A 25,013-nucleotide genomic window follows, 5' to 3' on the forward strand; every position below is an offset into this window, starting at 1 on the left:
ATGAGGCGCCATCGCCTTATGCGCTGGCCCGCTCCGCCATGGTCGGGTCGTAATAGTTTTCGTGCAGGAAGCGCAGCGTGGCGATACCGTCGGCCGGACGGCCGAAGTGATAGCCTTGGCCCATGCCGCAGCCGAGCGTGCGTAATTTCACCGCCTCGGCATAATCTTCGATGCCTTCCGCCACGACTTCCAGCTCCAAGCCCTCGCACATGGTCAGGATCGCCTTGATGATGTGTTCGGAGGCACGATCGGAATTGATGCGCGAGACGAAGGCGCGGTCGATCTTGATCTTGTCGAAGATGAAGTCGCGCAAGCGCCCAAGGCTCGATTGGCCGGTGCCGAAATCGTCGAGCGAGATGCGTACACCGGCGGCGCGCAGATCGGCGATGATGCGGTGAGCGGTATCGGCCGAACTCATCACCGCGGTCTCGGTGATCTCCAGCTCCAGGCGATGCGGATCGAAGCCGACGCGGCCGAGGATCGACAGGACGCTGCTGCTCGTGCCCGGATCCATCAGCTGGGCCGAGGAGAGATTGAACGATAGGAAGAGTTCGCGCGGCCAGGAAAGTGCGGCTTCCGCGGCTTTGCGCAGCAACGCCTCCGACAGTGCATCGATGAAGCCGCGCTCCTCGGCGAGCGGCACGAAGACGCCGGGCGATACAAAGCCGAGATCGGGATCGTTCCAGCGGGCGAGCGCCTCGAAGCCGACGACCTGGTTGTTGGACAGCGAGACGATCGGCTGGAAATGCACGTCGATCGCGTCGGAGATGATGGCGTTTCTGAGCGCCTGCTCCAGCTGCGTTGCGCGCTTCATTTCCTGGGCGATCTCGCGCGAATAGACGGTGATTTGGCCGCGGCCGCGGCGCTTGGAGCGATAGAGGGCGGTTTCGGCGCTCTTCAGCAGTTCCTCGCAATCCTCTCCGGCAAAGGGATAGATGGAAAAGCCGAGGGAAGCGGAGAGACGGACGTTGCGGTCACCGAGGTCATAAGGCGCCGACAGCACCTCGCGGATCATCTGGCCGAATTTCTCGGCACTCGCCCGCTCGAAGATCAACGGCAATACGAAGGCGAATTCGTCGCCATCGTGGCGGGTGACCAGCGCGCCGTCAGGAATGCAGGCCCTGAGACGATGGGCGACCTGGCAGAGGATTTCATCGCCGGCTGTCGAGCCGAACAGATCGTTGATCGGCTTGAAACTATCCAGGTTGACGATGCCGATGGTGAAGGGGGCCGGATCGCTGGCGCGCTCAGCGGAGATCTGCAAGACCTTGTCCCGCATGCGATTGCGGTTGCCCAATCCGGTCAGCGGATCGGTATAGGCCATCGCCTGAAGCTCATTCTGACCGACGGTCAAGAAAGCTATATCCGCCGATTTCATCATCCAAACCCGAGCTTTCCTCCGGAGCCATGCAGAAGAATGACCGGCAGGTCTTAACAATTCGATAGTAAATCAGCGGCATAACCGCTTGAACCTCCCTAAAATCTAGGGAGTTGACGGGTATTTTGGCACCTGCACACGTTTGCGCGACATGCTTCAGTTTCGGGCCGCCCGCATGCCCTCATTCATTAGATATTTCTGAAATATAGTCTCGAGCATGTCAGGGCTGACGGGTTTCATGATGACGTCGTCCATGCCCGATTTGACGCATTCGGCGCGGTCACGCTCGAAGGCCTGGGTGAGCACGCCGATGATCGGGGTGCGGATGCCGCCGCCGGTTTCCTCCATCTGCCGGATGAGGCGCGCGGCCTCGAAGCCGTTGAAGCCCGGCAGGGAAATATCCATCAGCACGATCTGCGGCCGGTGCTCGGCCCAGACGCGCACGGCCTCGTCGCCGGTCGCTGCAAGCATGTGGCGATAGCCGAGACCTTCGAGGATCTGCGAAAAGACGATCTGGTTGATATCATTGTCTTCGGCGACGAGAACCTGCAGGCCGACCGGATCGTCGGAAATACTAATTTCCCAATCCGCATCCGAACCGGCGGCGCTGCGGCTGTTGCGATTGAAATGGCGGGCGATCTGGAAGGTGAGCTCGTTGGCGATCTGGAAACCGTCCATGACGAGCGCCGGGATGCCGTATTGCTCGGCAAGCTCGAGGCAGCGCATGCCCATCTGGTTGTCGATGATCAGAAGATCGAGCGAGATGCCGGAGGAGGTGGCGATTTCCAGGAACCGCTCCTCTTCATCCTCGCCGCGGACCGAGCAGGATTCGAAGCCGTATTTCGTCAGCGTCCGCAGCGCGGCGGTCTCGGCGGCGAGGTCGGCCGTGACGACGAGGACCTTGCGGCCGGAGAAATTCTCCGGAACGATCGCTTCCATCGCCGCCGGTTCGCGCCGTGCGATGCCGGTTGGTACCGGCACATAGGCGCGGCGATAGCTTTGATTGCTGGAGGCGGTGATGGCGGACGCTTGGCCGAACTCGTCGAGATCGGCGCCGTCACGCGGCAGGTCCTGCATGGTCGACACCAGGAAATAGCGGCCAGGCTTGCCGATGCGGTGCTTGCGGCTGACGATATCGCGCTCGATGCCGTCGCGGGAGATCTGCCGCTGGCGGGAGACGGACATCTCGCCGGTCTCCAGCACATGGCGGTCGCTTTCTTCGAAGCGCTTTGCGATCTCTTCTGAAAAAAGATCGCCGCTCTTGCGCCCGAGCACTTCGTCGGCGCTCGTCTGATATTTCTCGCAGAAGGCAAGGTTCACCGCGACATAGGTGAGGTTGCGATCCTTGACGAAGAGCGGGAACGGCAGATTGTCGAGAATATCCTCGGTGAGCTGCACCCGCTCCAGATCGGAGCGCCATTGCTCTTCGCGCTTCTTGTTCTCGGAAATATCGGAGATGATGGTGACGCCGTAACCGCCCGGCAGCCTGCGCTTGACGAAGCGGACCCAGCTATCGGCACCGTGGCGCTCGATGGCGTCGAAGCGCTCGCGCCAATGCGAGGCGATTTTCTGCGACAGCCAGTCTTCACGGCTCAGCGAGCCACCCTGCCTGACATCATACTGCTGGCGAATGCCGGTGTCATACATCGCGCCGAGGAAATCGCGAAGCCGCGTGCCCGGCTTCAGCATCTCGGCGGGCAGCGGAAAGAAATCGAGAGTCTGGCGGCTGGCGAAGATCAGATGATCGTTCTTGTCATAGATGATGAAAGCTGCCGAAAGGCTGTCGCACACCACATCGAAAAGCGCCGTCTGCAGATCGGCCTCGGCGGGAGACCCATCGATTTCTGATGATGTGTCCGCCTTTTCGAAGCCGGCACTCATGCTATTGCGTCCCACATCTGTTCGATTTCGAAAGCTTCCGGAGGTATGTGATTAGAAATGCCATTTTTATGTTAAAACCGGCTTAACATTACCTATTCCCAAATTTGGGGGAGGACCGGATCACGTTTCGGGAAAGCCCGTCGAAACCCCTTCCCTCCGGCCCGCGAATCCCCGAAAATAGCCCATGGCCATCAGACAGCTTTCCGAAACGCTCATCAACCAGATCGCCGCCGGCGAAGTCATCGAACGGCCGGCGAGCGCTGCCAAGGAATTGATCGAAAACGCGCTCGACGCGGGCGCGACGCGCATCGAAATCGCCACATCAGGCGGCGGCAAGGCGCTGCTGCGCGTCAGCGACAACGGCTCGGGCATGAATGCGGCCGATCTGGAACTGGCGGTCAGGCGCCACTGCACCTCGAAGATCTCGGAGACGCTCGAGGATATCCGCACGCTCGGCTTCCGCGGAGAGGCACTGCCCTCGATCGGCTCGGTCGCGAGGCTCAGCATCGCAAGCCGCAGGCGCGACAGTGCCGGCGGCCACGAGATTGCCGTTGCCGGCGGCAAGATCACGCATCTGCGCCCGGCCGCCGCCAATCCCGGGACGATCGTCGAAGTGCGCGACCTGTTCTTCGCCACACCGGCCCGGCTCAAATTCCTGAAGACGGAAAAAGCCGAGGCCGGCGCCATCACCGAAATCGTCAAGCGCATGGCGATCGCCTTTCCCGCCGTGCGCTTCGTACTGTCGGGCTCGGACCGCACGACGCTGGAATTTCCGGCGACCGGCGACGACGATCTGGCCCGCATGGCGCAGGTGCTCGGCAAGGAGTTCCGCGACAACGCCATTGCGCTTGACGCCGTGCGCGAAGAGATCGCGCTTACCGGCTTTGCCGGCGTGCCGACCTTCAATCGCGGCAACTCCGCCCATCAATACGCCTTCGTCAACGGCCGGCCGGTGCAGGACAAGCTGATCCTCTCGGCGATCCGCGGCGCCTATGCCGAGACGATCCCCTCCGGACGCCATCCGGTGGCGGTACTGTCGATCACGCTCGATCCCGCTCTCGTCGACGTCAACGTGCATCCGGCAAAATCCGACGTGCGGTTCCGCGACCCGGGCCTGGTGCGCGGCCTGATCGTCGGCGCCATCCGCGAGGCCTTGGCGCGCGACGGCAGCCGGGCGGCGACGACCGGGGCGAGCGACATGCTGCGTTCCTTCCGCCCCGGCTTCCAGCCGTCCGCCCAGCGGCCGCAAACGGCATGGTCGGCCGAGACCTCGCCCTCCCGGCCCTATCAGCCGACAACGGGTCTCAGTGAGCGGCCACAGGCGTCCTTTGACGGACTTTCGATGCCGACGGCGCGGGCCGAGCCTCAGTTTTCGCCGCAGCCGGCAGCCCCTGAACCAACCGCACGGTATCCGCTCGGCGCGGCGCGGGCGCAGATCCACGCAAACTACATCGTCGCCCAGACCGAGGACGGGCTCGTCATCGTCGACCAGCATGCTGCGCATGAGCGGCTGGTCTTCGAGGCGATGCGCAAGGCGCTGCATTCGAAGCGGCTGGCCTCGCAGGTGCTGCTCATCCCCGAGATCATCGATATCCCGGAAGAGGATTGCGACCGGCTGATGCTTCATGCTGCCGAGCTTTCCGAACTCGGCCTTTCGATCGAGCGTTTCGGCCCCGGGGCAATCGCCGTGCGCGAGACGCCGGCCATGCTCGGCGAGGTCGATGCGCATGGGCTGATCCGCCAGCTTGCCGACGAGATCGCCGAATGGGACACGGCGTCCGGCCTGTCGGCTAAGCTCGAATATGTGGCGGCGACCATGGCCTGCCACGGATCGGTGCGCTCCGGACGGCGGCTGCGGCCGGAGGAAATGAACGCGCTGCTGCGGGAAATGGAAGTGACGCCCGGCTCCGGCCAGTGCAATCACGGCCGGCCGACCTACATCGAATTGAAACTCAGCGATATCGAGCGGCTTTTCGGCAGAAGCTAAAAAAGCTGGAAAAGCAGTCCTTTCGAGAGTATGGCAAGGGGATGACAGACTGCAGGGAACGGAGCGCATGAATTTGTTCGAAGGCCATGGAAACCGCGAAGCGAAGATCCGGTATCTCGATGGCGATTTCCAGATTCTCTCGCCCGGCTCCTATGTCGTCTGTGCGATGACGGGAAAACAGATCCCGCTTGACGAATTGCGCTACTGGAGCGTCGCCCGGCAGGAACCCTATGCCGACGTGATCTCGGCCATCGATGCCGACAAACGCGCCGGCGTGCTGCCGAACCAGCGGCGCTAGAGCAATTAGGCCCCAGCCTTCATCTCCCGCAGGCGCCGCTCGCGGCAGGCGGCGATCGCCCGGTCGATGATGAGGCTTGGTGCGCGGTGATCCTCGAAGACCATGTCGACCTCGATCACCCGGCTCTTTTCGGCGAGCCGCGCCGCCTTGCCGTTATGGCCGGAAAGGCGGACGAAATCCTTGGAGGTGGTGACGATCAGGAGACCTTGACGCTCGGCGGTCGTCAGGATGTCGTCGATCTCCTCTTCGGTCAGGTGCTCGTGGTCGCCGAAGCTCTTGGCGACGACGATCTCGGCGCCGCGCGCTTCAACCGTGCGGAAGAATTTGGCGGGATCGGCAATGCCGGCAAAGGCGAGCACCTTGGTGCCGGCCAGCGTGTTGTCGCCGCGGACTTTCAGCGATGCGGTGAAATAGGGCTTTGCCGCGCGCGCCGCCATGCGGACGATCCTGTCGGCCGCATTGCCGCCACCGACCTTCAGCAAAGCGGTCGCAGAACGCAGCTGCTGGCGGATCGGCGCGCGGACCGGACCACCCGGCACGATATGGCCGTTGCCGAGGCCGCGCGTCGCGTCGATGACGAGCAGGGCATAGTCGATCGCCAGCCGGGCACTCTGGAAACCGTCATCCATGATGATGAGATCGGCGCCCTCCGCCACCAGCCGCTGAGCCCCTTCGACGCGCCGGCGGGAAATCACCGTCAGCGCTTCCTGGGCAAGCAGCAAGGGCTCGTCGCCGACGGCAATCGCCCGGTGATGATCGGGGTCGACCACGGTGGTCACATCGAGCGAGCCGCCATAACCCCTGCTGAGAAAACCGGGCTTCAGCCCCTTCGCCTTGGCGGCGCGGGCAATCGTCAACGCCGTCGGCGTCTTGCCGGCGCCGCCGACGGTGAAATTGCCGACGCAGATGACGGGAATAGGAACGGAGGCGCGGCGCGCATGGGCCATGCGGTGGCCGGCGATACGGCCATAGAGAAAAGAAAGCGGCAGCAGCAGCCAGGCCCGCCAATCGGCTTTCCTCCACCAGAACGGTGGCGCTTCAGATATCATCTTGCCGTCCCGCTCCCCTGTCCCTCGACCGGCCGGATTGAGAAGCCAAAATCGATGAAAATGCAAGCCCTTACGGATTAGGCCGGCTGCAGATCCGGCAAGAGCGTCTCGATGGCGGTGATATCGTCGAGCACGTGGTCGGCCGCAGCGGCAAGCGTCTCCCGCGAACCGGTGCCGGTCAGCACCGCGATCCTCAGGCCCGTGCCGGCATTCAGACCCATGTGCAGATCGTGATTGTTGTCGCCGACCATGGCGACTTCCTCAGGCAAAAGACCGGTCGCGGCGCAGAAGCCGAGCACCATGCCCGGCTCCGGCTTGACACCGAAACCGCTGTCATAGCCGGCGATGTAATCGACATAACGGGCAAAACCGAAACGTTCCGCCGTCTGGCGGATCGACCGCTCATTGTCGCTAGAGGCGACACCGAGCTTGAAGCCGCGCCGATGCAGCCGAGCGAAGAAGCCGGCGAGATCGGTAACCGGCACGGAAAGTTCGGCGGCGCTGGAAAAGAGATCGTCGAGGCGGATCGTCAGCTCGCCGACATCGACCATCGAGCCCGCGGCAACCAGACCCTCGGCGATCTGGCGGGTATTGCCGGCGGCAAGCAGGCTATCGGGAACGATATGGCCGGTCACCGGATCCATGCCGCAGGCCGACAGCAGCCGGTCGGCGAGAAGCGGATCGCCTTTGGCGGCGATACGGGCAAGCTCGCGGTTGACCGGCAGCCAGCTCTCGTCATAATCGAGCAGCGTGCCGTCCTTGTCGAAGAGGATGCCTTTGATAGTCGCCGCAGCCGACATCATATCTCCTTAGACCTGGGCCACGGCCTTGGGCAGCAGCCGCGCCTTCACCGTCAACGGATTGATATAGGGTTCCAACCCCTTCACCGTCGCCGTCAGTGCGCCGCGCATCTCGTGCACGGCGGTGATGCCGGCCTCGATCATGTTGCGGCGGGCGTCGTCGTTGATCAGCAGGTAATGCACGCCCTTGGCCAGCATTTCGGTATCGCGCACCATGCGGGCGCTGCCGCTGCGGGCAAGCTTCTGATAGGCATCGCGGAAATTCTGCACATGGCCGCCAGAGAGAATGGCGCAGCCGAGCATGGCAGGCTCCAGCGGGTTCTGGCCGCCTTCGGCAAAGAGCGAACGGCCGACGAAGGCGATTTCCGTCAGGCGCAGATAGAGGCCCATTTCGCCGATCGTATCGCCAAGGAAGATATCGACATCGGCGGACAAGACATCGTCGCGGGTGCGGCGAGCGACCTTCAGCCCCTGTTTGACGAGCGCCGCCTCGATCTCGTCGCTGCGCTCGGGATGGCGCGGCACGATGATCGTCAATTGATGGTCGCGCTCCCTGAGCGCCCGATGAACGATGGCGGCGGCATTCTCCTCGCCGTCGAAGGTCGAGATCGCCGCCCAGGTCTTGCGCTCGCCGATCTGCTTCTTGTAACGGGCAAGCACAGCGCTGTCATAAGGCGGCGCGTCGGTATCGACCTTCAGATTGCCGGAAGTGATGACGGGCACGGCGCCGAGATCGCGGAAGCGTTCGGCATCGACATCCGACTGGGCGATGACCAGGGCGAGATTTTCGAACAGGGCTTCGGCGATCGCCGGGCGGCGGCGCCAGCGGGCAAAGGAGCGGTCCGACATGCGGGCATTGATCAGGATCTGCGGAATGCGGCGGCGGCCGAGCTCCAGCACCGTTGCCGGCCAGATCTCGGATTCGGCGATGATGGCGCAATCGGGCTGCCAATAATCGAGGAAGCGGCTGACGGAGGGCTTCAGGTCGAGCGGCACATATTGATGGATCGCTTCCTGGCCGAGGCGCTCGGCGGCAAGCTTGGCCGACGTGATAGTTCCGGTCGTCAGGATGACATGGATGTCGCGGCGGCGGATTTCGCGGATCAGCGGAATGACGGCGTTGGTTTCACCGACGCTTGCGGCATGGAACCAGACGAGCGGCCCCTGCGGCCGGTTTGCGCTCGGATAACCGAAACGTTCCAGGCGGCGGGCTCGGTCTTCCTTGCCCTTGGCCGTGCGGTAGGTGATATAGAGGCCGACGACAGGAGAGGCCACGGTTCCCGCCAGACGGTATGCGTTCAGACCGAACCGCGCCATCCGGGAACTCATCGCGCCAGCCTCCGATCAAAACCGATCGACATCAAACCCATTCCCTAATTATCGTTGCGGCCGCAATGGCCGATTAGTTTGTTCAGAATGCGTCAAGCAATCCGGATCGACGGCGCGCGCCATGCACCAAAGCCCGCTCGACGAGCGGCCGGCCGCCGGCACTTGGCTCGGGTCAGTTGCCCTTGGCCTTTTCCTGCGGATCGAGCAAACGATGCATGTGGACGATGAAGTAGCGCATATGCGCATTGTCGACCGTCTGCTGCGCCTTCGCCTTCCAGGCCGTCAGCGCCGTGGCATAATCCGGGAAAATGCCGACAATATCGAGACCCTGCAGGTCACGGAACTGGACGTCATCGAGGCTTTCCAGTTCGCCGCCAAAAACGAGATGCAAAAGTTGCTTCTTGTCACCGGATTCAGTCATTTTTTATTCTCTTTCTGCCTATTCTCCTCCGCCACCCATCTGCGGGATTTTGACGGAAACGTCAACTGCCTCGTCGCCCCGCAAAGGCCGCGAGGAATTCACTGATGCGGGGCGTTGGCGCCGCACAGAGGACCTTGTGGGTGACTTCGGCGCGATTGTAGACGATCGGCTGGCCCTCGATGTCGACGAGGCCGCCGCCGGCGCAGACAAGGATCAGATCGGCAGCGGCAAGGTCCCAATCATGTGAATTACCCTTGACGAAGGTGCCTTCGAGACGACCGTCCGCCACCATGGCGATGCGATAGGCGAGCGAGGGAATGTATTTCTCGCGCGTCACCCGCTCTTGGAACTCCGGCGGAAAGGTCTTCAGCAGGTCGTCGCCGATCGCAAGGCGGCTCATCTCTTCCGGTCCGGCCGCCGAGACGGTGAAGGGAACGCCGTTCTTCAGCGCCACGCCGCCCTCGACCGCCTCATAGAGCTCCTCGAGCGCCGGGGCATAGAGCACGCCGGCGACCGGCCGGCCGCGATGAACGACCGCGACGCTGACGCACCAGACCTTCTGGCCGCCGAGGAAGGCGCGCGTCCCGTCGATCGGATCGATGATGAACAGCGTCTCGCGCGAGAGACGGTCGGCATCGTCGTCGGTTTCCTCCGACAGCCAGCCATAATCCGGCCGGGCCTTGCGCAGGATAGTCTCGAGCGTCTTGTTTGCGGCGAAATCGGCGGCGCTGACGGGAGAACGGTCCTCGTTCTTCCACCAGACCTCGGGAGACTGGTTGAAGAAGCCGAAAGCGACGGCGCCCGCCTCTTTCGCAGCATCGGCGATCAGCGCGAGATCGCTCTGCCAGCGGGCTTTTTCCCTATCGCTCATCCCGTCAATCCGTTTCTCACTGCCCTGCGAGCGTCATGCCTTCGATGGCGAAGGTGGGGGCCGCGACGCCGAACTTGCGATCGATGTCGTTTGCCGGCGTCAGGCGCATGAACATCTCCTTGAGGTTCGAGGCGATCGTCACCTCGGAAACGGGGAAGGTGAGTTCGCCGTTCTCGATCCAGAAGCCGGTGGCGCCGCGGCTGTATTCTCCGGTGATCATGTTCACGCCGTGGCCGATCAATTCGGTGACATAAAAGCCGTTGCCGACGCTGCGGATCAAATCCTCCGGCGAGATATCGCCGGGTTCCAGGGCAAGATTGGTGGAGGAAGGCGAGACGGCGGTGCCGCCGCGCACGCCGCGGCCGTTGGTTTCGAGGCCGAGTTCGCGCGCGGTCGAGGTCGAGAGGAACCAGTGCTTCAGGACACCGTCCTCGATCATCACCAGCCGCTCGCCGGACACGCCCTCGCCATCGAAGGGCCGCGAGGAAGGGCCACGCACGATCAGCGGATCGTCGGTGATCGACAGGCCTGACTTCAGCACCTGCTGGCCCATCTTGTCGCGCAGGAAGCTGGATTTGCGGGCGACCGCAGCACCATTGATCGCACCGGCGATATGGCCGACGAAGCCGCGGGCGACACGCGGGTCGAAGATGACGGTGACGTCCTTGCCGGTCGGCACCTGGCGCGGATTGACGCGCTTGATCACCCGTTCGCCGGCGCGCCGGCCGATTTCAGAGGGATCGTCGAGCTCGGCATAATAGAGGCGGCTGTCGAAATCATAATCGCGCTCCATGCCGGTGCCTTCACCGGCGATGACGCTGACGGAATGACCGAAACGCGAGGCCATGTAACTGCCCTCAAAACCGTGCGAGGTGGCAAGCACGAGGCCGCCCATGCCGGCGGAAGCGCCGGCGCCGGAGGAATTGGTGACACCCTTGACCGCAAGCGCGGCGGCCTCAGCTACAAGAGCCGCCTCCCGCAGCATCTCGGAGGAGACCTCGGTGGTATCGAGCAATTGCAGGTCGGGATAGTATCTCGAAAGGCTCGCCTCATCCGCCAGGCAGGCGAAGGGGTCTTCCGGAGAAACCTTGGCCATGGCGACGGCGCGTTCGGCCAGCGCCTGAAGATCGAAACCCGGATTGGCCGAAACGCTGGCGACGCGCTTGCCGATGAAGACACGCAGCGAAAAATCGTCGCTTTCGGAAGACTCCGTGCCCTCGACCTTGCCGAGGCGGACGCTCACCGATTGCGAGCGCGACCGGACGACGACGGCGTCGGCGGCATCGGCCCCTGCCTTCCTTGCCAGATCGATCAATTGACTTGCGCGGGAAAGAAGTGTCGAGGAATCAATTTCAGAGGACATGATTTGGCCTTTCCTTCGGCTTCCATTTATTGTGCACTCTCCCAAGCATCAAGGCCGCCGCCGCCGATTCTTTATCGGGGCTGCCTGCGTGCTCCCTGCCGTTGAAAGAAATTGTCAGCATGTCAGCGTCCAATGCCTTTTTTTCCGAAACGATCCTGCTGCTTGGCGGGGCGGTGGTCGCCGCTCCGATCTTCAAGAAACTCGGGCTCGGCACGGTGCTCGGCTATCTCGCCGCCGGCATCGTCATCGGCCCGGTCTTCCACGGCATCACCGATGGTGAACAGATCCTCGCCGTCGCCGAACTCGGCGTCGTCTTCCTGCTCTTCATCATCGGACTGGAGCTGAAACCCACCCGCCTCTGGCAGATGCGGCGCGACATTTTCGGCCTTGGCACGGCGCAGGTGGTGCTGACGGGCCTGGCGCTGACCGCGCTTGCCTGGTTTTCCCAGGTTCTCGACTGGCGCGGCAGCATCGTTGCCGGATTTGGCCTGGCGCTGTCGTCGACCGCCTTCGCCATGCAGATCCTCGAGGGCGACGGCGACATCAACACCAGATACGGGCAGCGCTCCTTTTCGATGCTGCTGTTCCAGGACCTGGCGATCGTGCCGCTGCTGGCGCTGATCACCATCCTCGACGGCGGCGACAAGGGCAGCAACGCGCCGCTGTTGGATTTCGCCATCGCCGTCGGCGCGGTTGCGGCGATGATCGTCATGGGGCGCTACCTGCTGACGCCGCTTTTCCAGATCATCGCCCGGACCGGCGCGCGCGAGGCAATGATCGCGGCTGCCCTCTTCGTCGTCATGGGATCGGCGAGCCTGATGCAGCTTGCCGGGCTTTCGATGGCGATGGGCGCCTTTCTATCCGGCGTGATGCTCGCCGAATCCTCCTACCGGCACGAGCTAGAGGCGGATATCGAGCCCTTCCGCGGCGTGCTGCTCGCTATCTTCTTCATCGCCGTCGGCCTGTCGCTGCAGCTCGACGTTCTCTTTGACAACGCGCTCTTCGTCATCGTCGCCGTGCCGATCGTCATGGCCGTCAAGGCGATCGTCATCTACGGGATCTGCCGGATTTCCGGCTCCCCGCACGACGATGCGATCCGCATCGCCTTCCTGTTGCCGCAAGGCGGCGAATTCGGCTTCGTGCTGTTCACCACGGCGGGGGCGGCCGGGCTGATGTCGACGAGCACGGCCTCGCTGCTGGTCGCGATCGTCACTCTGTCCATGGCGCTGACGCCGATCGGGTCGGCCTTTTCGAAGCGGCTGCTGCGCGGCGATGAGCAGGAGGAGCTGGACGAAGATTTCGAGGGAGCCGGCGCCGATGTGCTGATGGTCGGCTTTTCGCGTTTCGGCCAGATCGCCGCCCAGATCCTGCTTGCCGGCGGGCGCAGCGTCACCGTCATCGATTTTTCGGCCGACCGCATCCGCCAGGCCTCCTCCTTCGGCTTCCGCATCTATTTCGGCGACGGCGCCCGCAAGGACGTGCTGCGCTCGGCCGGCATCGACCGGGCGAAGATCGTGCTCGTCTGCACGCAGAAGAAGGAAATCACCGACAAGGTGGTGGAGCTGGTGCAGGCCGACTATCCGCATACACGGCTCTACGTGCGCTCCTACGACCGCATCCATTCGATCGAACTGCGCAACAAGGGCGTCGACTACGAGCTGCGCGAAACGCTGGAATCGGGCCTGCTCTTCGGACGGCGAACGCTGGAGGCGCTCGGCGTTTCCGAGGTTGACGCCTATGAAATCGGCGAGGATATCCGCAAACGCGACGAGGCACGCCTGGTGCTGCAGGTGTCCGAAGGGCTGCAGGCCGGGCGCGACATGCTGTTTTCCCACCCTGTCCGCCCCGAACCGCTGGTCAAGCCGAAGCGCGCCGCCGATCCTTTCGAGGACGATCCGCTGGCCGGAACCGCGGATGCAACGGCGGATGCCTGATCGCCCCGACCTGCTTGCGAAATTGACGCATTGAATATCAAGGGGGCGGCGTTTATCAAACCTCCGATCGGAGCGATCCAAGAGGGAATCTTGATCAGACGGACGAGACAGATCGAACAATGGGCGCTGCGCATCCTGTGCGCGGTCGCACTGGTGTTCGTCGGCTTCGCCCATCAGCTGCCCGCCGCAGCGGCTGGCGAATTTGATCCGGCTGAACTTAACCAATATGTGCTTCCGGACGGGACGCTGCCGACGCTTTGCGTCACCACGACGGACAAATCCGGTCAAGACCAGCACGACAAGGCGCATTCGCACGGTTGCGAAGCCTGCCGGATCAGCGCCTCCATCCTCCTGCCGGCGCCGACGGACATCGCCGGTGCTGCCATACCCTTTACGGCTGCAGTTGAACTGCCGATCCGGACCGAGGCCTTCCATCGCCAGCTTTTCCCGCCCAATACCGGTCCTCGGGCTCCTCCTTCCGATCCGATCCCTGCCTGAATTTCGCGTTGCGGCAGGCGCCGTGATGCGCCTTTCAACGCCGGCCGACCTGCATACGTGCCGTCGGTCGTGGATACGGATCCATTCTCATGTCGACTATTACTGCTGCCGAACCGGCAGAGGACGTCGCAAACGGCGTTTCCCTCTACCGTGCCATCTGGCGCTGGCATTTCTTTGCCGGGCTCCTCGTCATACCCTTTCTGCTCAATCTGGCCGTTACCGGATCGCTCTATCTCTTCAAGGACGAGATCAACAACACCTTCTTCGGCTACCGCTACAGTGTCCAGCCGGCTGGCGAAACGCTGTCGCCGGAGCGGATCGCAGAGATCGCCGCCTCCGCCGTGCCGGGCTCAACCGTCACATCCTACAAAGACCCGGTCCTGCCCGAGCGGTCAGCCATCGTCACTCTCTCCGGCGATGCCGGCTCGATGCTGGTCTTCGTCAACCCCTATGACGGCAAGGTGCTCGATGTGGTCGGATCGACCGACGAGTTCAATTATGTCGTCAAGCGCATCCACAGCCTCGCCTATTTCGGCACCATAACGAACCGGCTGATCGAAATTGCCGGCGGCTTTGCCATGGTGCTCGTCGTCACCGGCATCTATCTCTGGTGGCCGCGACGCCAGACGGGCGGCGTCATCAGCGTGCGGGGAACGCCCGGCCGCCGCGTTTTCTGGCGCGACCTGCATGCGGTGACCGGAGCCTTGGCCGGTGTCCTGATCTTCTTCCTTGCGATGTCAGGTATGCCATGGTCGGGCTATTGGGGGGCGAACGCCAATGCCTGGCTGACCGAACATGGCCTCGGCTATCCGGTGCAGCTCTGGGACGACGTGCCGAAGTCGCGGAAAGTCACCGAGGATATCCTTCCGAACAGCGGCTGGATCGTCGAGAAGGCGCCCGTTCCGCTTTCCGATATCGCCGCAGCGCAATCAGCAAGGCCAATCGGCCTCGACAAAGCCGTGGAGATCGCCAAACGGCTGGGCATGGCGCCGGGCTTCGGCATGGCGATCCCCTCCGACCAGACCGGTGTCTATACCGCCTCGCTCTTTCCCGACGATCTTACCGACGAACGCACGCTCCATATCGACCAGTATTCCGGCAAACCACTGGTCGATATCGGCTTCGATCAATATCCGTTCCTCGGCAAAGCGATCGAGTGGGGCATCAATGTCCACCAGGGACAGGAATGGGGGCGTTTCAACCAGCTGCTGATGCTCGCAACATGCCTCGCAATTGTGCTCAGCTGCGTGACCGCCGTCGTCATGTGGTGGAAACGTCGCCCGCTCGGCCGCCTCGGCGTGCCACCCATGCCGCCAAAGCCTTCGAGCTATTACGGCCTGTGGGCGATTGTCGGGATATTCGCCGTCACCTTCCCGATGAGCGGGCTGGCGATCCTCGTCATGATCGCCTTCGACCAGATCGTCGTGCGGTTCGTACCGTTGCTGAAACGCGTTCTCGCTTGAGGAGGCCATCAGATGAAAAAGATCATCGCTATTGTTGCCGGCGTGCTGCTTGCATCCATGGCATCTGCGGATGGCGATCCGCAACAGGCGATCCCGGCAAGGCTGAAGGTGATGTTCGAGGGGCCAGACAAGCCGCTTGATATCGCGCCGGTCGTCGTTCAGGCCGATTGGGCGATCGTCGGTTGGCGGCAGGACGGACGCGGCGGACGGGCCCTGTTGAAGAAGACGTATCATGGCTGGAGCATCTATCTCTGCAGCGGCGATAGTCTGAAGGATACCGGGACGCTGGAGACGATCGGGCTCTCCGCACATGACGCCGCCGCGCTGGCTGCGGCCTCGATTCTTCCGCGCTTGCGCTCTTCTCAAGCTTCGAGGGCACGGTGATGATGATGAATGAGACATCGAACGGTGCGGGCAGCGGTCACGAGGGCCACGCCCAATGAGGGAAACGGACCGCTAGCGTTTCAGCCGCGCTTCGATTTCCCGGTCAAGGGCGAATTTCAAGTCGTCCTTGACGCCGACGGACATGGCGAGGACTTCGCGGGCCTTGAGGAAATCCATGACGCCGGTGCGGCCGACCGTCGGGCGCAGGAAGATATGCGGCGGGCGAAGCTTCAGCTTCAGCGAGATCGCCGTCTGCATCATCAGCTGGCCGGAACCGAAGATGCTCTCCATGCGGTTCGGAATATGGGTGCCGTCACCTTCCGGCGCGCCGACGACATCGATGCCGACGACGATGTCGGCAAGATCCATCAGGCATTCATAGGGCACCGGATTGCTGATGCCGCCGTCGATCATCACGCGGTCGCGCAGGCGCACCGGCATGAATACGGCGGGGATGGCGGAAGAGGCGGCGAGTGCGGGAAACAGCTCGCCCTGTTCGATTATGACTTCGCACTGCCCGTAATAATCCGTGGTGATCACCTTCATCGGGACCAGCAGATCCTCGAAGCGGGCCGGCAGCTCGGAGGGCAGGAAGGCCTTGAGGATCCGCTCCAGATTGAACTGGCCGATGCGGATACCCTTGGCCACCGCGTCGCGCACCGTCGCCGGTCTCAGGCCCCAGATGCGGGCGACGACCGCCGTCTTGTTACCGACGGTCGTCAGCGCATGTTCGCGGATTTCGGCGCCGGACATGCCGGCAGCCATGCCGGCGCCCATGATCGCGCCCATCGACGAGCCCGATACCGCCACCGGGCGGATGCCGAGTTCATCCAGCGTCTCGATGATGTGGATATGGGAAAGCCCGCGCGCGCCGCCGCCGCCGAAAGCGACCGCAACCGTTGGCAGATCGCTGATCGCAGGCAATTTCGGGCTGATGATCTCTGCCTGCTGCACGCCCGCCCCCGCTTATTGCGGCTGATATCGGAAGAAATGCACCCTCGTATCGCCAAAGATGCGGCTTTCGAGGAAAACATAGGAAGGATGGACGGAAACGACAATATCGGCGCGTTCTTCGAGCACGGCGATTGCACCAGGCCGCAGCCAGCCGCCCGTGGCCGCCGCCGCCATCGCCTTTTCGCCGAGACCCTTGCCATAGGGCGGGTCGGCAAAGAGCACGTCGAAGGGTTCGAGATTGCCGACGCTGCCGAGATCGGTCGCATCCCGGCGCAGGATGCGCGTGCGGCCATGCAGGCCAAGCGCATCGATGTTCTCCCAGAGCAGCGCCCTGCCCTCGACGCTGTTTTCAACGAAGAGCGCATGGCGACAGCCGCGTGAAACCGCTTCGAGGCCGACGGCGCCGGTTCCGGCAAAGAGGTCGAGAATCCGGGTGCCATCGACGCATTCCGGATAAGCGTGGCTCAGGATGTTGAACAGGCTCTCGCGCGTCCGGTCGGCAGTCGGCCGGATCTCGTTGGATTTTGGCACGGCGAGAGGCCGTCCGCGAAACTCACCGCCGACGATCCGCACCGCTCGTCATTCCTTTTCCTTTAGCACCACCTCTGGACGGCCCGCCCGCAGGCCTGTCGCCGCCCGGCCCATCACCGCCCGATTTGGCACCGCCCGGCTTGGCGCCTTTCGGCTTGCCGGAAAAACTCTTGGCCCCACCAGGCTTGGACCCACCGGGCTTGGCCGCAAAGCCCTTGCCGCGCGGCCTGTCACCAGAAGGCCTGTCACCCGAAGGCTTGTCGCCGAACGACCTTTCACCGCGCGGACGCTCCGAACGGCCCTCGCCGGCAGAGCTTCTCGCGGCCCGCGGACGCTCGTCGCCGTCCTCACGCGGCCTGCGATCGCCACGCGGCTTGTCGCCGAAAGGCCGATCTCCACGCGGGGGACGATCCCCGAACGGCCGGTCGCCGCGCGGACGCTCCGAACGGCCCTCACCGACAGAGCTTCTGGCGGCCCGAGGACGCTCGTCGCCATCCGCACGCGGCTTGCGATCGCCGCGCGGCTTGTCGCCAAAGGGGCGATCCCCACGCGGGGGACGATCACCGAACGGCCGGTCGCCGCGCGGACGTTCCGAACGGCCCTCACCGGCAGAGCTTCTCGCGGCCCGAGGACGCTCGTCACCGTCCGTACGCGGCTTACGATCACCGCGCGGCTTATCGCCGAAGGGCCGATCCCCACGCGAGGGCCGATCACCGAACGGCCGTTCGCCGCGCGCCGGGCGGTCGCCAGAACCGCGGCCTTCGCGGGCGGGGCGATCGCCAAAGCCGCGCTTGCGGCCGAAGCCCTCGCCCTCATCCTTGCGACGGGGCTCCTCGCTCGAACGGATCCACTCGCCATCCTCTTCGCGCACCCGGTTCACCTGGGTGCGCGGGCGATCTTCGATGCGATCGAAACCAGTGCCTTTTGCAGGCGCCAACTCGCCGCGTTTACGTGCGGTCTGCGCATTCTTGGCGGCTTTCGCCGCGGCCTTTTCGCCGAGCGGCCGGGCGCCCGGCGCCATCCAGACATTGGCGCTGCGGCGCTGGCCGAGCGGCTGGGGACGCTTCGGCCTTTCATCGTCACGGCGCCCGCCATCGCGGCGGTCGTCCTCTTTGCGCGCGCCACCGTGGCGGTCGTCGCGCTTTGTGTCGAGGCGGCTCAGCGCCCGTTCGCGCTTGTCCTCGTCACGGCGCGGACGCTCGCGCTTTTCCGGTGCTGCGGGCTCTGCCTCTTCCTCGGCAGCGACCGCCGCCGCATTGTAGATCGGCGCGTCGAAATTCGCCTTGGCTTCTTCGATGAGGCGCGGGCCGAGCTGGTCGCGCAGTGTGCGGCCGCGCACTTCGACGACATGGCCTTCCGGCAGGTCGCCGAGCTGGAACGGGCCATAGGAAATGCGGATCAGGCGATTGACGTCGAGGCCGAGCGCGCCGAGTACGTTCTTGATTTCGCGGTTCTTGCCTTCGCGAAGCCCCATGGTGATCCAGACATTCGAGCCTTGCGTGCGGTCGAGCGTCGCCTCGATCGAGCCGTAGAGCACGCCGTCGACGGCGATGCCGTCCTTCAGCTTGTCGAGCGCATCCTGATCAATCTCGCCATGGGCGCGGACGCGATAGCGCCGTAGCCAGCCGGTCGCCGGCAGCTCGAGCGCGCGGGCGAGACCGCCGTCATTGGTCAACAGCAGCAGGCCTTCGGTGTTGATGTCGAGGCGGCCGATCGACATGACGCGCGGCAGTTCTTCCGGCAGGTTGTCGAACACGGTCGAGCGGCCTTCCGGATCGGCATTGGTGGTCACCAGGCCCGCGGGCTTATGATAAAGCCACAGTCTGGTGCGCTCTATGCCGCGGATCGGCACGCCGTCGACCTCGATGCGGTCGGCGAGCGTGACATTGACGACGGGGGTTTCGAGAACCCTGCCGTTCAGCGTCACACGGCCGTCCATGATCATGCGTTCGATGTCACGGCGAGAGGCGACGCCGGCACGCGCCATCACCTTGGAAATGCGTTCGGCCTTGGCCTCGCCATCGGTCTCGGCGGCGACCGCAGGCTTTGCCGGCTTCTCGCCGTCCGCCTTCGGGCCGGCTTTCGACCTGATATCCCGCGAAAGGGGCTTTGCGCCCGGGCGTTTTGGCTTGTCTTTGGGTGTCATTTGTTGTTTGCCTGCCTTTTGGGCCTGTCTATCAGGTCACGCATCTGCGGTTAAGTGGAAATTCTTGCGATCGTGAAGACAAATCGTTTCATGGAGATGGCGCTCGAAGAAGCGCGTGCCGCCGGAGAACGCGGCGAGGTGCCAATCGGCGCCGTGGTCGTTGTCGACGATATTGCCGTCTCACGCTCGGGAAACCGGACGCGGGAGCTTAAAGACGTGACTGCACATGCCGAAATCGCCGCGATCCGGCTCGCCTGCGAAGCACTCGGACAGGAACGTCTTGTCGGCGCCGATCTCTATGTGACGCTGGAGCCTTGCACAATGTGCGCGGCAGCCATCTCGTTTGCGCGTATCCGCAGGCTCTATTACGGCGCCGAGGACCCGAAGGGCGGCGCCGTCGACAATGGCGTGCGATTCTATGGGCAGCCGACCTGCCACCACGCCCCGGAGGTCTATTCCGGCTTCAACGAGGTCCAATCCGCCGATCTGCTGCGAAAGTTCTTTTTGCAAAGGAGAGAGGCGCCGTAATTCCGGCGCCGTCATCCCTGCCCGCGCTGCGGCTGTCCGGTTCGTGCGAGTTGCCCCTCACCCTAACCCTCTCCCCGTAAAAACGGGGCGAGGGGACGTGCCCTGCGAGAGATTGGTGAGGAACGGAGAGGTCGCGGCATCTCCCTTCGCCCCGTTTACGGGGAGACGGTGGCGGCAGCCGGATGAGGGCCGCTCTCGACGATCTCCTGCGCCGGTGATTTAGTATGACGTTGAATCAGCAGACAGCGCCTACGCCCCTGGAAAACCCGCTATTGCAGGAAGTTCCACCACTGCTTACCGGTGTTGGCGACCGCTGCTTCCTTCTTGCGCTTCTTAGCCTTCTTGAGCTCGGGCTCGCCGACATCATCGAGCTTTGCCGGATCGTCGACGGTGCGGTAGCCGGTCGGCGGATCCGATATATAGCGGCGCTGGTCGACGTAGGAGCCCTTCTGCAGGGCACGGGCTTCACGATAGGCCTTGGTCTGGGCTTCCGTCGTGCGCCGGCCGCCTTCGATCGCAGAACTGGCGAGCGGCGAGCGGTAATTCGGATTGTCCGAATTCGCGTCGGCCTCCGAAACGAGACGAGCACGCGTCTCCTCCGGCGATTCAAGCCATTGCGGATTGTCCTTGTTGGCAACCGTCTGCTGCGGCGGGACGAGGGTCTCTTTTTGCGCCTGAGCCGGCAGCACCAGCGTCGGACGCGGCGTGTATTTGACGCCCTTGTTCTTCGGGTCCGGGCCGGTCAACGACACGGACTGGCCGAGATCGTCGGTCAACTGTTCCATGGCGGTCTTGTCGGTGCCGTAGGTCGGGCTGCTGGCGCAACCGGACACCAGGGAACATCCCGCCACTACAACAGACAGGCAGGCGCCCATACGGAACCAATGCGTTGCTAACATGAAAACCCTTCCAGCCCTGCCGGTGCAATCCTCGTCCAACCGGACAACCGTCCCCCTGACGCAAAAATCCGGCCATTTTCAGGCAGCTTTTACCGGATGAACCGCGAAAACGCAATTCACCCGGCAATATTCTTCACTTGAGCGCGGCAAGCTCGCGAAGGGCAGCAGCGTCGCGGGCCGAAACATCGGGATATTCCGGATCGGAACCGACATCCCTGGTGATGCGCCAGGAGCGGGCGCATTTCTCGCCCTCTGCAAGCTTCGGCACGACGCTGACCTCCGGCACCTCCGCCAGGCGGAAGGCATCCACCGGTCCTTCACCGGCCTTGATCTCGATTGCCGAGGTGATGCAGACCTCGGTGAAGTCCTGGCCTTCCAACGCCTTCAGCAATTCCGGATCGGCGATATGAACGATAGGAGCCGCTTCCAGCGAGGAGCCGATGCGCTTGTCCTTGCGCTCGATTTCCAGAGCGCCGGTCACGACCGAACGCACGGCGCGGATCTTCTTCCACTTCTCGGCCAGGGCGTCGTTGCGCCATTCCTTCGCGACCGGGGCAAACTGCTCCAGATGCACGGAAACGGCGGACGGATTGCGCGACAGCCAGGCCTCCTCGGTGGTGAAGGGCAGCATCGGGGCAAGCCACGTCACCATGCAATCGAAGATCTGGCGGATGACGTGCAGGCTGGCGCGCCGGCGCAGGCTCGACGGTGCGTCGCAATAGAGCGCATCCTTGCGGACATCGAAATAGAAGGCCGACAGCTCGACATTGGCGAAATCGATCAGCGCGCGGGCGATCTTCTTGAAGTCGAAGGCATCGTAGTTCTCGCGCACCAGTTCGTCGAGCTCGGCCAACCGGTGCAGCATCAACTGCTCCAGCTCCGGCAGGTCGGCAAGCGCGATCTCCTCACCCTTGTCGTGGGCGAGCGTGCCGAGCATCCAACGGATGGTGTTGCGCAGCTTGCGATAGGCATCGACATTGGTCTGGATGATCGTCTTGCCGACGCGCAGGTCGTCGGCATAATCCGAGGTCATCACCCAGAGGCGCAGGATATCGGCGCCGGCATCCTTCATCACCTCCTGCGGTGCGGTGACGTTGCCCTTCGACTTCGACATCTTCTCGCCCTTCTCGTCCATGGTGAAACCATGGGTGAGGACGGCGTTGTAAGGCGCGCGGCCGCGGGTGGCAGCCGATTCCAGGAGCGACGAATGGAACCAGCCGCGATGCTGGTCGGAGCCTTCGAGATAAAGGTCGGCCGGCCACTTCAGGTCCGGACGGTCTTCCAGCGTGAAGGTATGCGTCGAACCCGAGTCGAACCAGACGTCGAGGATATCCATGACCTGCGTCCACCGGGAATGGTCATGGTCATTGCCGAGGAAGCGCTCCTTGGCGCCTTCGGCGAACCAGGCGTCGGCGCCCTCCTCTTCGAAAGCTTCGAGGATGCGGGCGTTGACGGCGTCATCGACCAGGACCTCGCCCTCATCGTCGGCAAAGACGGCGATCGGCACGCCCCATGCCCTTTGACGGGAAAGAACCCAGTCCGGGCGGCCCTCGATCATGGCGCGCAGGCGGTTCTGGCCGGCGGCGGGCACGAAGCGTGTGTCGTCGATCGCGCTCAGGGCGCGCGAACGCAGCGTCGTGCCGTCGGCAAGGGTCTTGTCCATGTAGACGAACCATTGCGGCGTATTGCGGAAGATGACCGGCTTCTTCGAGCGCCAGGAATGCGGATACTGATGCTTCAGCCGGCCGCGGGCAAAGAGTGCGCCGCGGGCGATCAGTTCCCTGATGACTCGGTCGTTGGCATCGCCCTTCTTGCCGTTATCATCGATGACGCGGGCGCCCTCGAAGCCGGGGGCGTCCGATGTGTAGAAGCCGCCATCGTCGACCGGAAACGGGATCTTGGTCTCGATGCCGCGCGCTTCGAGCGTGCGGGCAGCCGACATCCAGGCATCGAAGTCTTCGCGACCGTGGCTGGGTGCGGTGTGGACGAAGCCGGTGCCGGCGTCATCGGTGACGTGGTCGCCGTCGAGCAACGGCACACGGAATTCATAGCCGCCGTCGAGACCCTTGAAGGGATGGGCGCAGGTCATCGCCGCGAAGTCGGCCGCAGAGACATCGCTCAAGCGCTTGTACTGCAGCTTGGCCTTGGCGAAGGATTCCTCGGCCAGCTTATCGGCAAAGATCAGCTTTTCGCCGGGACGCGGACCAAAATCGTTCTCGGCGGCCGTCACCTCATAGAGGCCGTAGGAGACACGCGCGGCAAAGGAGACCGCGCGGTTGCCGGGGATCGTCCAGGGCGTGGTCGTCCAGATGACCACGAACGCATCCTTGAGCGCGCCCGGGCCTTCGACGACCGGGAATTTCACCCAGATCGTGTCGCTCTCATAATCCTGATATTCGACCTCGGCCTCGGCCAGCGCCGTGCGCTCGACGACCGACCACATGATCGGCTTGGAGCCGCGATAAAGCTGACCGCTGGCGGCGATCTTCAGGAGTTCGCCGGCGATGCGCGTTTCCGCGTGGAAATTCATCGTCGTATAGGGATTGTCGAAGTCACCCTCGATGCCGAGGCGCTTGAACTCGTCCGCCTGGACCTTGATCCAGCCGGCGGCGAATTCACGGCATTCCCGGCGGAATTCGTTGACCGGAACCTCGTCCTTGTTCTTGCCCTTCTCGCGATACTTTTCCTCGATCTTCCATTCGATCGGCAGGCCGTGGCAATCCCAGCCGGGCACGTAATTGGCGTCGTAGCCGCGCATCTGGAACGAGCGGTTGATGACGTCCTTGAGGATCTTGTTCAGCGCGTGGCCGATATGGATGTTGCCGTTGGCATAGGGCGGGCCGTCGTGAAGCACGAACTTCTCGCGGCCGGCGGCGGAAGCGCGCAGTTTCTTGTAGAGACCCATCTCCTGCCAGCGCTTGACGAGCTCCGGCTCCTTCTGCGGCAGGCCGGCGCGCATCGGGAAATCGGTTTCGGGCAAATAGAGGGTCTTCGAATAATCGATCTTTTCGGCTGTGTCGGTCATATCGGGACAATCGTTTCTGGCGGCCCGGAAAGGGGCGCAACGGGCGTGAAAAAGCTGGTGACGGAAGCGCTCATATCCGAGCGCCAAAAACCCGGACCTCCCGGCCGCTTAGCGCGCGCGGAAGGCCGGGCCGATAATTCGCATCGTGATCGCCAGCCGAAATTTCGTCATAGCGCCGGTTCATAGGCGTTTTTGCCGGGAAAAGGAAGAGAAGAATTCGCGCGCCCGCAATCGGCTTCAACGGCTGGAATCGCCGGCGTCCCAGCGACAGCCGCACTCAAGGCGACCTCAGGAAAAGCACAGTTTCCCATCAAGCGCACTGAGCGGTTTAACGCCGGCAAGCAGCGCCCTCGCCTCTTCCTCATCGCGTTTGATCTGGGCGACGAGCGGATCGAGGCCGTCGAATTTCAGCTCGGGTCTAATATAGCCGAAGAAGGAGACGGAGCAGAGCTGGCCATAGAGATCACCGCTGAAATCGAAAAGATAGGTTTCGAGTAGCGGTGCGCCGTTTTCCGTCACCGTCGGGCGGCGGCCGTAGCTTGCGACGGCATCGTGGAGTGTGCCGTCCTGACGGCGGAAGCGGACGGCGTAGATGCCGGCGGCAAGATCGACCTCCGGTGGCAGGCGCATGTTGGCCGTCGGGAAACCAAGTTGGCGGCCGAGCTTTTCGCCGTCGATCACCTCGGCTTCCACCGTATAGCGATAACCGAGCATGCCGGCGACTTCGCTGACATTGCCCTCCTTCAGCAGCGCGCGGATATGGCTTGAGGAGACGACATCGGCGTTTTCGTCGCGAAAGGCATCGATCAGGGTGACGCCGAAGCCGTAGGTCTGGCCGGCATTCATCAAGAAGGCCGGACCGCCCTCGCGGCCGCGGCCAAAATGGAAATCGAAGCCGGTGACGACTTCGGAGGCGCCGAGCCAATCCTTCAGGATCGAATGGATGAAATCGTCGGCCGAGCGCTGTGAAAATTCATAGTCGAACGGATATTCGATGACCGCGTTGAAACCAAGCGTTTCCAGGATGCGGGCCTTGAGCGGCGCGGGCGTCAGCCGGAAGACTGGCGTCTGAGGCTGGAAGACCGTTCGAGGATGCGGCTCGAAGGTCAGCACCAAGGCGGGAATGCCGCGCGCCTTCGAGATCTCCAACGCCCGGCTCAGCACCGATTGATGGCCGCGGTGCACGCCATCGAAATTGCCGATGGCAATGACGCCGCCCTTCAGATGGGCGGGTAGGGGTTCCCGGGTTTCATTGCGGTGGAAGACGGTCATCG

The 25,013-nt window shown here is 63.4% G+C and carries 20 protein-coding genes and 1 pseudogene; 7 read left to right on the forward strand and 14 right to left on the reverse strand.

The genetic code is table 11. The features are described from left to right. Positions 1–16 precede the first annotated feature (16 nt). Together OIU37_RS14795 and OIU37_RS14800 are read right to left on the reverse strand one after the other, a co-directional pair. Positions 17–1,381, reverse strand: coding sequence for a bifunctional diguanylate cyclase/phosphodiesterase (locus OIU37_RS14795; RefSeq protein ID WP_003545835.1), 1,365 nt, complete (start codon positions 1,379–1,381; stop codon positions 17–19). Between the two features lie 153 nt (positions 1,382–1,534). Continuing rightward, positions 1,535–3,259, reverse strand: coding sequence for a response regulator (locus tag OIU37_RS14800; RefSeq protein WP_171601475.1), 1,725 nt, complete (start codon positions 3,257–3,259; stop codon positions 1,535–1,537). A 184-nt stretch (positions 3,260–3,443) separates the two neighbouring features. Between OIU37_RS14800 and mutL the strand changes: the two genes are divergently transcribed. Both mutL and OIU37_RS14810 read left to right on the forward strand, forming a co-directional pair. Then, on the forward strand, positions 3,444–5,246 hold the full coding sequence (mutL, locus tag OIU37_RS14805; RefSeq protein ID WP_171601476.1) for a DNA mismatch repair endonuclease MutL: 1,803 nt from the start codon (positions 3,444–3,446) through the stop codon (positions 5,244–5,246). Positions 5,247–5,313: 67 nt separating this feature from the next. Further along, the gene (locus OIU37_RS14810; RefSeq protein WP_003545832.1) at positions 5,314–5,544 is read left to right on the forward strand and encodes a DUF2093 domain-containing protein; all 231 of its coding nucleotides are present in this window, start codon (positions 5,314–5,316) and stop codon (positions 5,542–5,544) included. Between the two features lie 5 nt (positions 5,545–5,549). On the opposite strand, the gene lpxK is transcribed toward OIU37_RS14810, so the two are convergent. The 6 genes from lpxK to OIU37_RS14840 all read right to left on the reverse strand — a co-directional run bounded on the left by lpxK (position 5,550) and on the right by OIU37_RS14840 (position 11,377). Continuing rightward, entirely contained in the window at positions 5,550–6,593 is a 1,044-nt protein-coding gene (gene lpxK / locus OIU37_RS14815; protein WP_171601477.1) for a tetraacyldisaccharide 4'-kinase, read from the reverse strand. Positions 6,594–6,670: 77 nt separating this feature from the next. Beyond that, a complete protein-coding gene (locus tag OIU37_RS14820) occupies positions 6,671–7,393 on the reverse strand; it encodes an HAD family hydrolase (protein ID WP_264257932.1) in 723 nt (240 codons plus the stop codon). A 9-nt stretch (positions 7,394–7,402) separates the two neighbouring features. After that, complete coding sequence (gene waaA, locus OIU37_RS14825; RefSeq protein ID WP_129418081.1) at positions 7,403–8,722, reverse strand: lipid IV(A) 3-deoxy-D-manno-octulosonic acid transferase; 1,320 nt, start codon at positions 8,720–8,722, stop codon at positions 7,403–7,405. A 172-nt stretch (positions 8,723–8,894) separates the two neighbouring features. Further along, positions 8,895–9,143: a DUF4170 domain-containing protein gene (locus OIU37_RS14830; protein WP_017962996.1), complete on the reverse strand. Its 249-nt coding sequence runs from the start codon at positions 9,141–9,143 to the stop codon at positions 8,895–8,897. A 61-nt stretch (positions 9,144–9,204) separates the two neighbouring features. Then, the gene (locus tag OIU37_RS14835) at positions 9,205–10,014 is read right to left on the reverse strand and encodes a 3'(2'),5'-bisphosphate nucleotidase CysQ (RefSeq protein ID WP_171601479.1); all 810 of its coding nucleotides are present in this window, start codon (positions 10,012–10,014) and stop codon (positions 9,205–9,207) included. A gap of 16 nt (positions 10,015–10,030) precedes the next feature. Beyond that, entirely contained in the window at positions 10,031–11,377 is a 1,347-nt protein-coding gene (locus OIU37_RS14840) for a TldD/PmbA family protein (RefSeq protein ID WP_171601480.1), read from the reverse strand. Positions 11,378–11,496: 119 nt separating this feature from the next. Here OIU37_RS14840 and OIU37_RS14845 point away from each other — a divergent pair, with 119 nt between their 5' ends. The 4 genes and pseudogenes from OIU37_RS14845 to OIU37_RS14860 all read left to right on the forward strand — a co-directional run bounded on the left by OIU37_RS14845 (position 11,497) and on the right by OIU37_RS14860 (position 15,715). Then, positions 11,497–13,311 (forward strand): monovalent cation:proton antiporter-2 (CPA2) family protein, encoded by a 1,815-nt coding sequence (locus OIU37_RS14845; RefSeq protein ID WP_264257941.1) that lies wholly within the window; start codon positions 11,497–11,499, stop codon positions 13,309–13,311. Positions 13,312–13,401: 90 nt separating this feature from the next. Beyond that, the gene (locus tag OIU37_RS14850; protein WP_171602158.1) at positions 13,402–13,809 is read left to right on the forward strand and encodes a hypothetical protein; all 408 of its coding nucleotides are present in this window, start codon (positions 13,402–13,404) and stop codon (positions 13,807–13,809) included. A gap of 89 nt (positions 13,810–13,898) precedes the next feature. Beyond that, positions 13,899–15,272: a PepSY domain-containing protein gene (locus OIU37_RS14855; protein WP_264257943.1), complete on the forward strand. Its 1,374-nt coding sequence runs from the start codon at positions 13,899–13,901 to the stop codon at positions 15,270–15,272. Positions 15,273–15,284: 12 nt separating this feature from the next. Next, positions 15,285–15,715, forward strand: a pseudogene (locus OIU37_RS14860) (copper uptake system-associated protein). Between the two features lie 13 nt (positions 15,716–15,728). Here OIU37_RS14860 and OIU37_RS14865 read toward each other — a convergent pair. Genes OIU37_RS14865 through OIU37_RS14875 form a run of 3 tightly spaced genes read right to left on the reverse strand, consistent with a single transcriptional unit; the run spans position 15,729 to position 19,287 of the window. Further along, the gene (locus OIU37_RS14865; protein WP_018244977.1) at positions 15,729–16,610 is read right to left on the reverse strand and encodes a patatin-like phospholipase family protein; all 882 of its coding nucleotides are present in this window, start codon (positions 16,608–16,610) and stop codon (positions 15,729–15,731) included. 12 nt (positions 16,611–16,622) lie between these two features. Further along, positions 16,623–17,183, reverse strand: coding sequence for a 16S rRNA (guanine(966)-N(2))-methyltransferase RsmD (gene rsmD, locus OIU37_RS14870; protein ID WP_264257951.1), 561 nt, complete (start codon positions 17,181–17,183; stop codon positions 16,623–16,625). Continuing rightward, the gene (locus OIU37_RS14875) at positions 17,164–19,287 is read right to left on the reverse strand and encodes a pseudouridine synthase (protein ID WP_264257952.1); all 2,124 of its coding nucleotides are present in this window, start codon (positions 19,285–19,287) and stop codon (positions 17,164–17,166) included. Before OIU37_RS14875 ends, rsmD begins: the two co-directional genes overlap by 20 nt. Before the next feature lie 90 nt (positions 19,288–19,377). On the opposite strand from OIU37_RS14875, the gene OIU37_RS14880 reads away from it, so the two are divergent. After that, positions 19,378–19,815 (forward strand): nucleoside deaminase, encoded by a 438-nt coding sequence (locus OIU37_RS14880; protein WP_240602551.1) that lies wholly within the window; start codon positions 19,378–19,380, stop codon positions 19,813–19,815. Positions 19,816–20,084: 269 nt separating this feature from the next. On the opposite strand, the gene OIU37_RS14885 is transcribed toward OIU37_RS14880, so the two are convergent. The 3 genes from OIU37_RS14885 to OIU37_RS14895 form a co-directional block, all read right to left on the reverse strand. After that, a complete protein-coding gene (locus OIU37_RS14885; protein WP_171601486.1) occupies positions 20,085–20,714 on the reverse strand; it encodes a hypothetical protein in 630 nt (209 codons plus the stop codon). Positions 20,715–20,847: 133 nt separating this feature from the next. Continuing rightward, complete coding sequence (ileS, locus tag OIU37_RS14890) at positions 20,848–23,739, reverse strand: isoleucine--tRNA ligase (RefSeq protein ID WP_171601487.1); 2,892 nt, start codon at positions 23,737–23,739, stop codon at positions 20,848–20,850. 288 nt (positions 23,740–24,027) lie between these two features. After that, on the reverse strand, positions 24,028–25,011 hold the full coding sequence (locus OIU37_RS14895) for a bifunctional riboflavin kinase/FAD synthetase (protein ID WP_264258493.1): 984 nt from the start codon (positions 25,009–25,011) through the stop codon (positions 24,028–24,030). Positions 25,012–25,013 lie beyond the last annotated feature (2 nt).

This window comes from Rhizobium sp. BT-226 (genome assembly GCF_025847085.2).
In the GTDB taxonomy this organism is placed as follows: Bacteria; Pseudomonadota; Alphaproteobacteria; order Rhizobiales; family Rhizobiaceae; genus Rhizobium; species Rhizobium sophorae.

What these genes read in the sequence shown, in the direction of transcription:
- OIU37_RS14795 (WP_003545835.1), bottom strand. Translation starts at nt 1,381, where the DNA reads ATGATGAAATCGGCGGATATAGCTTTCTTGACCGTCGGTCAGAATGAG.
- OIU37_RS14800 (WP_171601475.1), bottom strand. Translation starts at nt 3,259, where the DNA reads ATGAGTGCCGGCTTCGAAAAGGCGGACACATCATCAGAAATCGATGGG.
- mutL (WP_171601476.1), top strand. Translation starts at nt 3,444, where the DNA reads ATGGCCATCAGACAGCTTTCCGAAACGCTCATCAACCAGATCGCCGCC.
- OIU37_RS14810 (WP_003545832.1), top strand. Translation starts at nt 5,314, where the DNA reads ATGAATTTGTTCGAAGGCCATGGAAACCGCGAAGCGAAGATCCGGTAT.
- lpxK (WP_171601477.1), bottom strand. Translation starts at nt 6,593, where the DNA reads ATGATATCTGAAGCGCCACCGTTCTGGTGGAGGAAAGCCGATTGGCGG.
- OIU37_RS14820 (WP_264257932.1), bottom strand. Translation starts at nt 7,393, where the DNA reads ATGTCGGCTGCGGCGACTATCAAAGGCATCCTCTTCGACAAGGACGGC.
- waaA (WP_129418081.1), bottom strand. Translation starts at nt 8,722, where the DNA reads ATGAGTTCCCGGATGGCGCGGTTCGGTCTGAACGCATACCGTCTGGCG.
- OIU37_RS14830 (WP_017962996.1), bottom strand. Translation starts at nt 9,143, where the DNA reads ATGACTGAATCCGGTGACAAGAAGCAACTTTTGCATCTCGTTTTTGGC.
- OIU37_RS14835 (WP_171601479.1), bottom strand. Translation starts at nt 10,014, where the DNA reads ATGAGCGATAGGGAAAAAGCCCGCTGGCAGAGCGATCTCGCGCTGATC.
- OIU37_RS14840 (WP_171601480.1), bottom strand. Translation starts at nt 11,377, where the DNA reads ATGTCCTCTGAAATTGATTCCTCGACACTTCTTTCCCGCGCAAGTCAA.
- OIU37_RS14845 (WP_264257941.1), top strand. Translation starts at nt 11,497, where the DNA reads ATGTCAGCGTCCAATGCCTTTTTTTCCGAAACGATCCTGCTGCTTGGC.
- OIU37_RS14855 (WP_264257943.1), top strand. Translation starts at nt 13,899, where the DNA reads ATGTCGACTATTACTGCTGCCGAACCGGCAGAGGACGTCGCAAACGGC.
- OIU37_RS14875 (WP_264257952.1), bottom strand. Translation starts at nt 19,287, where the DNA reads ATGACACCCAAAGACAAGCCAAAACGCCCGGGCGCAAAGCCCCTTTCG.
- OIU37_RS14880 (WP_240602551.1), top strand. Translation starts at nt 19,378, where the DNA reads ATGGAGATGGCGCTCGAAGAAGCGCGTGCCGCCGGAGAACGCGGCGAG.
- OIU37_RS14885 (WP_171601486.1), bottom strand. Translation starts at nt 20,714, where the DNA reads ATGTTAGCAACGCATTGGTTCCGTATGGGCGCCTGCCTGTCTGTTGTA.
- ileS (WP_171601487.1), bottom strand. Translation starts at nt 23,739, where the DNA reads ATGACCGACACAGCCGAAAAGATCGATTATTCGAAGACCCTCTATTTG.
- OIU37_RS14895 (WP_264258493.1), bottom strand. Translation starts at nt 25,011, where the DNA reads ATGACCGTCTTCCACCGCAATGAAACCCGGGAACCCCTACCCGCCCAT.